The organism is Zoogloea oleivorans (assembly GCF_008107625.1).
Classification (GTDB): Bacteria; Pseudomonadota; Gammaproteobacteria; order Burkholderiales; family Rhodocyclaceae; genus Zoogloea; species Zoogloea oleivorans.
In genome coordinates this window covers 1-1023 of sequence record NZ_SDKK01000107.1, presented here as the reverse complement: position 1 = coordinate 1023, position 1023 = coordinate 1, and the positions used below count along the sequence as shown (strand labels likewise).

2 protein-coding genes are annotated in these 1023 nt (G+C 66.4%); both read left to right on the top strand.

Translation table 11 applies throughout. The features are described 5' to 3' along the window. The coding region (locus ETQ85_RS26030; protein ID WP_148581866.1) for a phage tail sheath family protein at positions 1-438 on the top strand (438 nt) is incomplete at its 5' end. Between the two features lie 16 nt (positions 439-454). Further along, the gene (locus ETQ85_RS26025) at positions 455-898 is read left to right on the top strand and encodes a phage tail protein (protein WP_148581865.1); all 444 of its coding nucleotides are present in this window, start codon (positions 455-457) and stop codon (positions 896-898) included. Positions 899-1023: the final 125 nt, after the last annotated feature.

Here is a 1023-nt window from a genome sequence, read left to right as displayed (position 1 = left end):
GGCCAGCAGGAACTCCTCAACCCGCTCGGCGTGAACTGCCTGCGCCTCCTTTCGGGGCGGGGCTACCGGGTGTGGGGCGCGCGCCTGATCTCCTCCGATCCCGAGTGGAAATACGTCAGCGACCGGCGCTACTTCAACTACCTGGAAGCCTCCATCGACCGGGGCACCCAGTGGGCGGTCTTCGAACCCAACGGCGAGCGCCTGTGGGCCAACGTCCGGCAGGCCATCGCGGACTTTCTCTACAACGAATGGCGCAGCGGCGCGCTGCTCGGCAGCACGGTGGAGGAAGCCTTCTTCGTGCGCTGCGACCGCAGCACCATGACCCAGAACGACCTCGACAACGGGCGCCTCATCTGCCTGATCGGCGTCGCCATCATCAAGCCGGCCGAGTTCGTGATCTTCCGCATCGGGCAGAAGACCGCGGATGCGCGCAGCTGAGTAGAGGAGCCTCACCATGGCCAACCGCAACACGCCCTTCGGGGCCTTCAACTACCTCGTCGAATTCGACGGCGGCGAGATTCTCGGCGGCTTTTCCGACGTCTCCGGCATCGGCAGCGAAATCAAGGTCGCCGAATACCGCAACGGCAACGAAAAGGAGAACCACACCCGCAAGGTGGCCGGCATCCACACCGCCGGCGACATCACCGGCAAGCGCGGCATCATCAACTCCAAGGCGCTCTTCGACTGGATCAAGGCTGCCCGCATCAACGGCCCGGACGCCCAGAAGACGATGAAGATCACCCTCCTCGACGAAGCCCAGCGGCCGGTCCAGTCGTGGCTGCTGCGCGGCGTGATTCCGATGAAATACACCGGCCCGACGCTGGCCGGCAAGGGCGGTGGCGACGTGGCGATGGAAGAAGTCGTGTTCTCCGCCGAAGCCTTCGAGATCCAGGCCTGAGCACCATGCGCACGAGGAGCCTCCCGTGTTGAGCGGCCTGCGCTTCGAAACAGCCCGCCCCGCCGGCGGGCTGGCCCCCGCGCGCACCGACGTGGCCTGCTTCATCGGCCATGTCGCGCGCCGCC